The sequence below is a fragment of the Aeromonas sp. QDB18 genome, assembly GCF_027705325.1.
Classification (GTDB): domain Bacteria; phylum Pseudomonadota; class Gammaproteobacteria; order Enterobacterales; family Aeromonadaceae; genus Aeromonas; species Aeromonas caviae.
The window spans coordinates 1-11,069 of the sequence record NZ_JAPDBQ010000140.1 but is presented as its reverse complement, the minus strand read 5'-3'; the positions used below and the strand labels follow the sequence as shown (position 1 = coordinate 11,069).

7 protein-coding genes are annotated in these 11,069 nt (G+C 61.4%); 3 read left to right on the top strand and 4 right to left on the bottom strand.

Translation table 11 applies throughout. The features are described 5' to 3' along the window. Positions 1-142: 142 nt before the first annotated feature. On the top strand, positions 143-3,205 hold the full coding sequence (locus tag OKC30_RS17135; RefSeq protein ID WP_270809713.1) for an efflux RND transporter permease subunit: 3,063 nt from the start codon (positions 143-145) through the stop codon (positions 3,203-3,205). A gap of 15 nt (positions 3,206-3,220) precedes the next feature. Continuing rightward, complete coding sequence (locus OKC30_RS17130; RefSeq protein WP_270809712.1) at positions 3,221-4,264, top strand: efflux RND transporter periplasmic adaptor subunit; 1,044 nt, start codon at positions 3,221-3,223, stop codon at positions 4,262-4,264. A 66-nt stretch (positions 4,265-4,330) separates the two neighbouring features. On the opposite strand, the gene pyk is transcribed toward OKC30_RS17130, so the two are convergent. Both pyk and OKC30_RS17120 read right to left on the bottom strand, forming a co-directional pair. Next, positions 4,331-5,770, bottom strand: a complete 1,440-nt coding sequence (gene pyk, locus OKC30_RS17125) for a pyruvate kinase (protein WP_263686404.1) — start codon at positions 5,768-5,770, stop codon at positions 4,331-4,333. Between the two features lie 160 nt (positions 5,771-5,930). Then, on the bottom strand, positions 5,931-6,785 hold the full coding sequence (locus OKC30_RS17120; RefSeq protein ID WP_270809711.1) for a MurR/RpiR family transcriptional regulator: 855 nt from the start codon (positions 6,783-6,785) through the stop codon (positions 5,931-5,933). Between the two features lie 348 nt (positions 6,786-7,133). Between OKC30_RS17120 and glk the strand changes: the two genes are divergently transcribed. Next, entirely contained in the window at positions 7,134-8,102 is a 969-nt protein-coding gene (glk, locus tag OKC30_RS17115) for a glucokinase (protein ID WP_039041241.1), read from the top strand. Between the two features lie 369 nt (positions 8,103-8,471). Here the strand turns inward: glk and OKC30_RS17110 are convergent, their stop codons facing one another. Next, entirely contained in the window at positions 8,472-9,842 is a 1,371-nt protein-coding gene (locus tag OKC30_RS17110) for an ATP-binding protein (RefSeq protein ID WP_424925962.1), read from the bottom strand. An 11-nt stretch (positions 9,843-9,853) separates the two neighbouring features. Next, complete coding sequence (locus OKC30_RS17105) at positions 9,854-10,528, bottom strand: response regulator (protein ID WP_161646571.1); 675 nt, start codon at positions 10,526-10,528, stop codon at positions 9,854-9,856. Positions 10,529-11,069 lie beyond the last annotated feature (541 nt).

Genomic DNA, 11,069 nt, shown 5'->3' with positions numbered 1-11,069 from the left:
ACCAGCGGGGCTGACGCCCCGGCGAAATTCCCCTCCCACCTACGTCGGAGGGAGTCCCCTTTCGCATTTAAGATGGCCCCCACCCTTGGGGCAGGAAGCAAGGCCATCGGAATGGCCGATAACAACAACTCAGGAAGAGTGAATGAACCTCGCCAAAACGGCGATCGAACGCCCCATCTGGGTGGCGGTCTCGGTCGTGCTGATTTTTTTGCTGGGCCTGCTCAGCATCCGGGGACTGCCCGTCCAGCTGTTTCCCGACATAGACCGTCCTCACCTCAACATCACGGTGGACTGGCGTTCGGCCTCGCCCCAGGAGATGGAGTCGGAGATAACCGATCCCATCGAGCAGGAGATGCAGGGGGTACAGGGGCTCAAGAGCCTCAGCAGCAACAGCTACCCCGGCTTCACCGAAATCGACATGGAGTTTGCCCTCGGCACCGACATGCAGCGGGCCCAGCTTGATGTCATCTCCCGCCTGAACCGGGTTTCGGGGCTGCCGGACAACATCGGTGGCCCTTACGTCAACAACTACAGCAGCAACGACACCCTGACCTTCTTCTTCATCCAGCAACTGCCCGGCGCCAAAGGGGAGATAGACGATCACCAGGCGCTGATCGAGGCGAGGGTCAAGCCCGAGCTGGAGCGGATCCCCGGGGTGTCCACGGTCGACATCGAGGGGATCAACGAGCGCCAGATCCAGATCCGCTTCGACCCTTACCGCGCCGCCGAACTGGGGGTGGAGATCCCGGTGCTCGCCAGCCGGGCAACGACGGGCTGGGATGTATCGGCCGGCACCCTCGACATCGGACGCTGGGAGTACAAGCTGCGCTTTGCCGGTCGCTATGACGTGACCGCCTTGGGGGACAAGGTGGTGGACTGGCGTGACGGCCTGCCCATCTATCTGCGGGACGTTGCCGAGATCAGAGTGGCCCGGGAGGAGAACCCGGTGCTGCGCATCCAGAACGGCAACACCGCCATCGTGGCGCAGATCTTCAAGGAGAGCGGCGCCAATGCCCTGGCGGCGCTCGAGGGGATCAAGGCCAAGGTCGGGGAGCTCAACCGGGAGGTGCTGGAGCCGGTCGGCCTGCACATGGAGCAGTCGTTTGACGCTTCCCTCTACATCAACCGGGCGGTGAGCATGGTGACCGCCAACCTGGGGCTCGGGGTGCTGCTCTCCTGCGCCATACTCTGGGTCTTTCTACGCCAGCTCAAGGCGACCCTGATGATCGCGATCGCCATTCCCATCAGCATCATGCTCACCTTCTGCCTGCTCAAGGCGATGGGGCGGACCCTCAATATCATCTCCCTTGCGGGCATTGCGTTTGCGGTCGGCATGGTGCTCGACGCCGCCATCGTGGTGCTGGAGAGCATCTACCGGCGCCATGAGCGGGGTGACATCAGCAAGGGAGAGGCGGCGCTGGAGGGCACCCGCCGGGTGTGGACCGCTCTGGTGGCGTCCACCCTGACCACGGTCGCCATCTTCCTGCCGGTGCTCCTGCTCAACGACGTGGAAGGGCAGTTGTTTGCCGATCTTGCGCTCACCATCGCCTGCGCGGTGACCGTCTCCATGGTGGTGGCTGTCACGGTGTTGCCTGCGGTGGCGGCGCGCTGGATGGGGCACGAGCGGCTGATTGATCCCTTTGAGCGCCTGTGGTGCCGCGCCACTCGCCATGTGATCCGCTGGACTGCCACCGCCCCCAGGCGCTGGGCCATCATCGTCCTGATGATGACGGGGCCTGTGCTGGCGAGCTGGCTGCTGCTGCCCAAGATGAACTACCTGCCGGATGTGAAGCGGGACGCCATCGATGTCTGGATGAGTTTCACCCCGGGGGTCAATCTCAAGGCCCAGCGGGAAGAGGTGATCGATACCCTGATTGCTCGCCTCGACCCCTATATGAAAGGGGAGAAGGATCCTGTCCTCAAGAACTACTACATCCTGCGCTACCCGGGCGGTGCCCAGATCGGGGTGCGGCCAAAGGAGGAGAGCCAGATCAAGGTACTGGAGCAGCTCTTGATGAAGCAGTTGCTGGTGGGCATTCCCGACACCCGGGTGTTTGGCGGTCAGGGGTCCCTGTTTGGCGGTTTTGACAGTGAAAACAGCATCTCCCTGCTGATCCAGGGAGGTGGGCTGCCCGAACTCTATCAGGCGGCCCGGGAGAGCATGACCATAGTGCAGCGGGACTTGCCCGGCGCCCAGGTCAGGCCAGAGCCCGGACTCGATTTCACCGCTCCCGAGCTTCGGCTGGTGCCCCAGGACAGGCGCCTGGCCGAGGTGGGCTGGGATCGCTCCCCCATGCCCGCCATCATCCAGACCTTTGGCGATGGTCTGCGGGTCGGCGAATATTTCGACGGGGATGAGCGGCTCGACATCCTGCTGATGGGGCAGGCCTCCGCCAACCCGGACGAGCTCAAGGCGGTGCCGCTTGCTACCCCGTCCGGGCGCATCGTTCCCCTTGGGGAACTGCTGCGGGTGGAGCCGCAACTCGGGCCTGAGAGCATCTTCCGATCCGATGGGCGGCGCAGCATCAGTCTGCAGATTTCGCCTCCTGCGGGGATGAGCATGGAGCAGGTGCTCGACACCCTGCAGCACAAGAGCTTTGCCGCCATCCGGCCCTTGCTGCCGGCCGGGGGGGAGCTGCGGGTCGCCGGCAATGCCGACAGCCTGCAGCAGGCGCTCGGCAACCTCGGCAGCATCTTCCTGTTCGCCGTGATGATACTGCTCATTCTGCTGTGGGGGGTCTTTGCCTCCCTCAAGGATGCCGTGCTGGTGCTGCTCACCTTGCCGCTCGCCACCGTCGGCGGCGTGCTGGCTCTGCACCTGAGCGGTCTGGTGGCGCCGCTGCCGATGGACTTGCTCACTATCATCGGCTTCGTCATCCTGCTCGGGTTGGTGGTCAACAACGCCATTCTGCTGGTGCACCAGACCAGGATGGCCGAGCGGGAGGGGATGAGCCGACAGTCGGCAGTCACCGATGCTCTGCAAAGCCGGATGCGTCCCATCGCCATGACCAGCCTCACCAGCATCTTCGGCATGCTGCCCCTGATGCTGAGTCCGAGCGAGGGGAGCGAAATCTACCGGGGGCTGGCCACCGTCATCGTCGGCGGCATGAGTTGCAGCACCCTCTTCACCCTGATCCTGTTGCCCGCCTTCCTGCGGTTGGGGGAGCAGACCGACATACCGCACGCCCTTCGACAGCGTGCCTGAGCAAGGAGCTCATCGATGACACAAGGTTTCACAAGGATAGTGGTGGGGGCTCTGCTGCTGGCTAGCGGGCTGCCTGCGCTTGCACAAAGCAAGATGGTGACGCTGGCGGAGGTGGCCCAGGGAGAGGCGGGGGCCAGCATCTGGGTCAGCGGCACGGTGGCGAGCCGCCAGCAGGCGGCGCTCAGCGCCGAAGTGAGCGGCCGGGTGGAGTGGATAGCCGAGTTTGGCAGCCGGGTGAAGGCGGGGGACGAGTTGCTGCGCCTGGACAGCGCGACCCTGCGCCTCTCGCTGGAGCAGGCGAGGGCGGAACAAGCCAGAGAGGGGAGCAACCTGCGTTACGCTCGCGCCGAGTTCCAGCGCCTGGCTCGTTTGCACCAGCAAAAGAGTGCCTCCCAGAGCCAGTATGACAAGGCGCGCTATGACGTGGAGCAGGCTGAGCTGGCCGAGCAGCTGGCGCGGGTGCAGGTGCGCCAGATTGAGGAGCAGCTGCGCAGAAGCCGCATCTTTGCCCCGTTTGACGGAGTGGTGAATGAACACTTCATCCAGCCGGGGGAGCATGTGGATGCGGGCGAACAGGCGCTTGAGCTGGTCAATCCGGACCAGCCGGACATCCGGTTGCGTGCGCCCATCGCCTGGGCCCGGCAACTGGCCACTCAGACCCGGTTGCGGGTGGAAGGGGAGCAGCTCAGCAGCCACGCCATCTATTACCAGCGAGCGGCGAGCGCCGATCCCAAGTCCCGGCTCATCGAGCTGCGCCTCAAGCCGGAAGCGGGTACCTTCATCATCGGCTCGCCAGTGCGGGTGGCGCTGCCAATGGGAGAACAGCACACCATGCTGCTGCCGCGGGATGCCCTGGTGCTCGGCACCGAGGGAAGCGTGGTCTATCAGGTGGAGCAGAGCGGCGAGGCGCTCACGGTGAATCGGGTGCCGGTCACCGTGCTGTTTGGGGACAGCCGGGAGGTGGCGGTGAGCGGCGCTCTCAAGCAGGGAGACAAGGTGGTGGTGCGCGGCGCCGGCAGCCTGCAGGATGGGGACAAGGTGGAGCTGTTTCGCGGTTGAACCTGGGCTGGCCCCATAAAAAACGGCTCCCGCGGGAGCCGTTTTTGTTTCAGGGAGAAGGGGCGATTACTCGACCATCATCACCTTGCAGGTGTTGGTGCTGCCGACGGTCTCCATCTTGTCGCCGTGGGTGAGCAATACCATGTCGCCGCTTTGCAGCAGTCCCTTGGCCTTGAGCACGTCCAGCGCGTCGCGGCACACCTCGTAGACCGGCTTGGTCTCGTCGCCATCAAACTGCACGGGAGTGACGCCGCGGTAGAGGTTGGCCCAGGCCAGGGTCTTGTTGTGAGGAGACATGGCGAAGATGGGCAGGCCGGAGCTGATGCGGGACATCAGCAGCGGGGTGGTGCCCGACTCGGTCAGCGCCACGATCGCCTTGACCCCTTCCAGGTGGTTGGCCGCATACATGGTGGACATAGCCACCGCCTCTTCCACCGAGGTGAAGGTGTAGTTCATGCGGTGGTTGGAGACGTTCAGGCTCGGGTGCTTCTCGGCTCCCACACAGACGCTGGCCATGGAGGTCACGGTCTCGATGGGGAACTGGCCGGCGGCGGTCTCGGCGGAGAGCATCACCGCATCGGTACCGTCCAGCACGGCGTTGGCCACGTCCATGACTTCGGCACGGGTCGGGAGCGGTGCGTTGATCATGGACTCCATCATCTGGGTCGCGGTGATGACCACGCGATTCAGGCGGCGGGAGTGGCGAATGAGCTTCTTCTGCACACCCACCAGTTCGGGGTCGCCGATTTCGACACCCAGGTCACCACGGGCCACCATGACGGCATCGGAGCCGAGGATGATGTCTTCCATCGCCTCGTCGCTGGCGACGGTCTCGGCGCGCTCGACCTTGGCCACGATCTTGGCGTTGGAGCCAGCTTCGCGGGCCAGTTCGCGGGCGTAGCGCAGATCATCGCCGCTGCGGGGGAAGGAGACCGCCAGGTAGTCCACGTTCATGCGGGCGGCGGTCTTGATGTCTTCCTTGTCTTTCTCGGTCAGTGCCGGTGCGGAGAGGCCGCCACCTTTCTTGTTGATGCCCTTGTTGTTGGAGAGAGGGCCGGCCACGGTCACCGTGGTGTGGATGCGGGTGCCTTCGACCTGCTCGACCTTCAATTGCACGCGGCCATCGTCCAGCAGCAGGATGTCACCGGATACCACGTCCTGCGGCAGGCTCTTGTAGTCGATGCCGACCTGCTCCTGGCAGCCTTCTCCCTTGCCGAGGGCGGCGTCGAGAATGAACTTGTCACCGATGGCGAGGTAGATCTTGCCATCCTTGAAGGTGGAGACGCGGATCTTGGGGCCTTGCAGATCGCCCATGATGGCCACGTGGCGGCCCAGCTTGGCGGCGATGTCACGCACCTGGTTGGCGCGCTGGATATGATCTTCAGGAGTGCCGTGGGAGAAGTTCATCCGCACCATGTCGGCACCGGCGCGAATGATCCCCTCGAGAATGCCGTCGCGATCGGTCGCCGGACCGAGTGTGGTAACAATCTTTGTACGTCTTGGCATGAAAGACTCCAATGTGAAGTTGATATGACTTGAAATACTGCCCCGTCAAGCATGTGGCATGGCGCCAACTGGCAGGCCATCTGGGTGGCCTTGTTTGATTGAATTTCGATACTACACCAAGCCCGTTGGCATAGACAGTCGGGGGCGGACCCTCGAATGATCAGGAGGAGTGCGGGGTATCAAAGCGGGATTCGCGCAAACCTTCTTTGACTTTCTTCAGGTTTTCGCGAAATTTCATGCCACGGCGCAGGGTGAAACCGGTGGCCAGCACGTCCACCAGGGCGAGCTGGGCGATGCGCGAGGCCATCGGCATGTAGACGTCGGTGTCTTCCGGCACGTCCATGGAGAGCACCAGGTTGCATTCGCGGGCCAGGGGAGAGTCCTTGGCGGTCATGCCGATGATGGTGGCATCGTTTTCCCGGGCCAGCGCGGCAATTTCCACCAGGGCCTTGGTGCGGCCGGTGTGGGAGATGAGGACCACCACGTCCCCTTCGCTGCTGTTGATGCAGCTCATGCGCATCATGACGATGTCCTCGAAGCTCACCACGGGGATGTTGAAGCGGAAGAATTTGTTCTGGGCATCGCGGGCCACGGCGGAAGAGGCGCCCAGGCCAAAGAAACTGATCTTCTTGGACTGGGTCAGGATGTCGACGCAGCGGTTGATGGCGGAGATGTCCAGGCTGTTCTTGGCGGCATCGAGACAGGCCATGGTGGACTCGAAGATCTTGGCGGTGTAGGTGTCGGGCCCGTCTTCCGCTTCCACGTGGCGGTTCACATAGGGGGTGCCGTTGGCCAGGCTCTGGGCGAGGTGCAGCTTGAAATCGGGAAAGCCCTTGGTATCGAGGCGACGGCAGAAACGGTTGACGGTCGGTTCGCTCACATCGGCCAGCTTGGCCAGGGTAGCAATGCTGGAGTGAATGGCGGTTTGGGGTGAGGCCAGGATCACTTCAGCCACCTTACGCTCTGATTTACTGAAACTTTCCAGATTGTTCGTAATTTTATCGAGGGTATTCATCATTACCACCAGGCATTTTTGTAATTTAACTTCAGTGTCTGTGCACTAAATTCACAGCTCAAGCAGGTTTCCAATCTCCGCGATGACTATACAAGACAAGCGCTTATCGGAACTAATCTCGGCCCTGCAAAGTATGACTCATGTCTAATTATTTCGTGTTTTTAGTTGCAAACTTCCATTTGCGTCTTGAAAACGCTTACAAATGTTGCAAAGCAACAACACTGTGAGCGGGTGCACACTTGTCTGCATAAATCGCGCAGCTCGGCTGCGGGCTCGAGTAGTATTGCAGGCAAATAATAATGTCGGGACGGTAAGGGCCGCCCCGAGTCGGTAACGAAGGAGTTTGTTATGCAGCATACCCATGCGCTGGTGGGCGACGTTGGCGGTACCAATGCCCGGCTGGCCCTCTGCGAACTGGCGACGGGCGCCATTTCCCAGGCAAAAACCTATTCGGGGCTGGCCCATCCCAGCCTGGAGGCCGTGGTGCGCCTCTATCTCGAAGAGCACGATGCCACCGTGGGCGAGGCGTGCATCGCCATCGCCTGCCCCATCAACGGTGACTGGGTCGCCATGACCAACCACAGCTGGGAGTTCTCCATCCGCGAGATGCAGGCCAACCTCGGCCTTGCGCGCCTGCAGGTGATCAACGATTTCACTGCCGTCTCCATGGCGGTGCCCGTGCTCGGCGAGAGCGATCGCATCCAGCTCGGGGGCGCGGCTCCGGTAGCCGGCAAGCCCATCGCCATCTATGGCGCAGGTACCGGCCTTGGCGTCGCCCACCTGGTGCAGGCCGGTGAGCAGTGGCTGAGCCTGCCGGGTGAGGGCGGTCACGTGGACTTCGCCGCCAACACGGAAGAGGAAGATGCGGTGCTGCAGGTGATGCGCGGCGAGCTGGGCCATGTGTCGGCGGAGCGTTTCCTCTCGGGCCCCGGGCTCGTCAATCTCTATCGCGGCCTGGTCAAATCCGATGGCCGCGAGCCCGAACCCTTTGCCCCCAAGGACATCACCGAGCGTGCGCTGGCGGGGGATTGCCTCGATTGCCGCCGCACCTTGAGCCTGTTCTGCGTGCTCATGGGCCGCTTTGCCGGCAACCTGGCCCTCAACATGGGCACCTTCGGCGGTGTCTACATCGCCGGTGGCATCGTGCCGCGCTTCCAGGAGTTCTTCATCGGATCGGGCTTTCGGGTCGCCTTCGAGGACAAGGGGCGCTTCAAGCCTTATCTCAAAGACATTCCGGTCTTCCTTATCACCCATGAAGGACCGGGGCTGCTCGGGGCAGGGGCTTATCTGCGCCAGTCGCTCGGGATCCGTCTCTGAGCCTTGCCAGGGTGAACATGGTTCAGTCCCGATTCAGTGACCGGGGCGTAAAGTGAACCTACGTACTCAAGAGGACGGGGCTTCATAGGGAATTGAAACCGGTCTTCATCCGCTGGGTGCGCATTGTCACCTGACAAGCCTGAACTGTTTTACCGGCCCTCGCGGCCGGTTTTTTTATGCCTGTCGTTTCTGCGCGAGCATGGGGCTGAGGGGAGCGGCAGGTCAGCTTCTGATGGGGGTGCAAGCTCGTCAGCCCCGCTGCCATGTGCTTGGCCTGGTCGAAGCATAAGGAGTGAGGTGTGAGACAGGGAAAGCACCGGGATGGCAACGCCCGAATGCGGCAGGAGCCAGGTACTGGCTCCTGCGCTGTCAGGGGAGGGTGATGTGGAATCTCGCGCCGCCGAGCGGGGAGTCATCCACCCGGATCTCGCCGCCGTAGCTGTGCACGATTTCGGTCACCACGGCGAGGCCAATCCCCTGGCCGGGGGAGCTGTCAGCCCGCACGCCGCGCTGGAAGATCTGCTGCGATTTGCCGGGATCGATGCCGGGGCCGTCGTCTTCCACCACGATGAGCAGGCCGCTCTCCCGGTGGCGGACATGAACCCGGATCTCGCTGATGGCGAACTTGCAGGCGTTGTCCAGCAGGTTGCCCATCAGCTCCATCAGATCGCCCTGCTCGCCGTGAAAGAAGACATCGTCGTCAAACTGGAAGCCGGTCTGCAGCTTCTTGTGGCGATAGACCTTGGCGAGGCTGGCCAGCAGCTTCTCTATAAGGGGAACCGGTTCGGTGCCCTTGTTTGCGAGGCGCTTTCGCCCGGTGACGGCACGACGTAACTGGTACTGGATGATCTGATCCATGGTGGTGATCTGTTCATTGATGTTGTCATGGATGTCGTGGCCGAGCTTGAGCTCCTGGGCGGTGATCTGGATGAGCGCCAGCCGGGTTTTCAGGCTGTGGGCGAGATCGTTGAGGGCGTGCTGGTAGCGCTGGGTCTGCTGGCGTTCGTTCTCCAGCAATTGGTTGACCGAGCTTGTCAGGGGGGTCAGCTCGCGCTCGTAGTCGTTTGACAGTGCCTCTCGCGTACCGGCGCGGATCTCGTCAATCTGGCGTGCCATGGTACGCAGGGAGGAGAGGCTCCAAAAACTGGTGAGCAGCAACAGGGCGCCCAGCAGACAGTAGGCGAGCAGCGCCTGGCGAATGCAGCGGTAGAGGTAATCGCGGGTCTGGGCCTGATAGCGCCGGGCGGAATCGACCATCACCACGTAGTAGGTGGTGGGGCCGGCGCCATGATTGCGCAGGAAACGCAGGCTGTAGATGAAGTAGCTCTCGCCGTTCTTGATGGTATGCAGCTTGAAGAAATAGTCCTGATCCAATCCCCCCAGGTATCTCATCAGATCCCGGCAGATGGTCTCCTTGATGGAGACCACCTCCGGTATGTGCAGGCTGGACCAGCTCAGCGCCCCGTCGGCGCGGCAGATCAGGGTGTCGAGATTGGGGTCGATGGCATCCGGGGTGAGCTTGCCAAGATCCGTCATTGCGTGGGGCTCCGGCTGCTTGGACGAGAACAGCTTGGAGAGGTTCTCCTGCATGCGGACACTGGCTTTCTGGGCCTGCTCCTCGGCATGGCCGAGGTAAAGGATGTAGACGGAGAAGGCCATGATGAGCGCGATGACCAGCATGGCACTCAGCATCAGCTTGAGGTGCAGGGAGCGGCGGATCAGGGCTAGGGGATGCAACATGGCAAGGCGCATCAGCTACAGGCGAGGTTGAAGATGTAGCCCTGGCGGCGGATGGTGGAGATGGGCTGGATGCTCCCTTCCGGATCCAGTTTTTTGCGAAGCCGGCTCACCATCACCTCGATGGTGTTGGGATCCCCTTCACCGTCCCCATAGAGCTGATCCAGCAACTGCTGTTTGGAGACCACCTGACGGGCATTTCGCATCAGGTATTCCAGGATCAGGTATTCGAAACTGGTCAGCACGGTGACCTCGCCGGCGATGGTCAGCTCCTTGCGGGAGAGATCCAGCTCGTAGTCACCCGCCTTCACTCTGGGGGAGATGAAGCCGGCGCTGCGGCGTACCAGCGCATTGAGGCGGGCCAGCAGCTCGTCCTTCTGGAAGGGTTTGACCAGGTAGTCGTCCGCCCCGGCTTCCAGTCCTTCCACCTTGTCCTGCCAGTTGCCTCTGGCCGTCAGCACAATGATGGGAAAGGGGATCTGCTGCTCGCGCAGGCGGGTGATGAGCTGAAGGCCATCCATGTCAGGCAGGCCCAGATCGATGATGGCGACATCGATGGGGTAGTCGGCCGCATAGTGCAGCGCCACCTGGGCTTTGTCCGTGCTGTAAACCTGGTTCTGGGCCTCGGTCAACAGGGTGGAGAGGTGGTGATTGAGCAGCTTGTCGTCTTCAACCAGTAGGATTTTCATAAGATGCATGATGATGAGGGTCCAGGCTGTCAATTAGAGGGTCAACAAGAGGGAGAGTCAATCCGGATCCTACCTGACCCCGCTGTATCGGGACTGAATCATCCCAGACTGAACTCCTCAATAGAGTGTTTAATAAGATGTCAAAACACTGTGACATGAAGCGATTTACATACGGTGACAGCAGTATGCGACCGTTATGATCGCAGTGGAGGGGCAGTAAGGTACGTTAATGAGTCAACAGAAGAGCACACTCTTGATCTCTTGGCGCTATCCTAACAATCTGATGCCCACGAATGAGGTGATAAGAGCACACTGACAGACATATTTTTTCTATTCTTCATCGAAAGGTGTCACTAGAGGATTATCAGTAAAAATACTGGTGACATTGAAGTCAGTAGGTTAATAGGAATGCTGTTGAATCCTTACCCTATCGAGTGCCTTTTGCACCTTTTGACTATTCACCCTTCATATACAGGACCTTAAGAAAACACTTCATTTGAAATTCCTTCTAAGGTCCTGTTCTGTATCGATTTTCGCTGCT

Bases quoted from the DNA above. Each gene is read 5' to 3' on its own strand.
- OKC30_RS17135 (WP_270809713.1), top strand. From the start codon at position 143: ATGAACCTCGCCAAAACGGCGATCGAACGCCCCATCTGGGTGGCGGTC.
- OKC30_RS17130 (WP_270809712.1), top strand. From the start codon at position 3,221: ATGACACAAGGTTTCACAAGGATAGTGGTGGGGGCTCTGCTGCTGGCT.
- pyk (WP_263686404.1), bottom strand. From the start codon at position 5,770: ATGCCAAGACGTACAAAGATTGTTACCACACTCGGTCCGGCGACCGAT.
- OKC30_RS17120 (WP_270809711.1), bottom strand. From the start codon at position 6,785: ATGAATACCCTCGATAAAATTACGAACAATCTGGAAAGTTTCAGTAAA.
- glk (WP_039041241.1), top strand. From the start codon at position 7,134: ATGCAGCATACCCATGCGCTGGTGGGCGACGTTGGCGGTACCAATGCC.
- OKC30_RS17110 (WP_424925962.1), bottom strand. From the start codon at position 9,842: ATGTTGCATCCCCTAGCCCTGATCCGCCGCTCCCTGCACCTCAAGCTG.
- OKC30_RS17105 (WP_161646571.1), bottom strand. From the start codon at position 10,528: ATGAAAATCCTACTGGTTGAAGACGACAAGCTGCTCAATCACCACCTC.